The sequence below is a fragment of the Frankia gtarii genome (genome assembly GCF_025403375.1).
Taxonomy (GTDB): domain Bacteria; phylum Actinomycetota; class Actinomycetes; order Frankiales; family Frankiaceae; genus Frankia; species Frankia gtarii.
Map to the genome: position 1 here is coordinate 1 of NZ_JAMPTM010000646.1, position 385 is coordinate 385.

At 57.7% G+C, this 385-nt stretch carries 1 pseudogene; it reads left to right on the plus strand.

What is annotated here, in order from left to right:
- Positions 1 to 187, plus strand: a pseudogene (locus NBZ83_RS34180) (N-acetyltransferase family protein); the annotation flags it as partial.
- Between the last annotated feature and the right edge of the window lie 198 nt (positions 188 to 385).

A 385-nucleotide genomic window follows, 5' to 3' on the forward strand; every position in this document is an offset into this window, starting at 1 on the left:
TTCCCTGGACCATGCCCGCTTGCGGGGCTTTCGGGCGATGCAGTTCAATTTCGTCGTCAGCAGCAATGAGCGTGCGGTGGCGCTGTGGCAATCTCTCGGCTTCGATATCGTCGGCCGGCTTCCTGGTGTCTTCCTTCATCCCACCGAGGGTTACGTCGCCGCATTGGTGATGTTTCGCACGCTTTAGCGGCCACATCGTGCGGCGAAAAAAGATGTGAGCGCGCTGTCGAAATCGCAATCGCCCAAACGTCTTTAGATCGCAGGCGCTAACTGCGGTAGGCTTGCCGCATGCGTCGCGATCACTCTGTCGGCATGGAGGTTATGAAGCCATGAGTGTTTCTTATCGTTGGGTCATCGTCGCTGCGGGCGCTTTGATGACATGCGT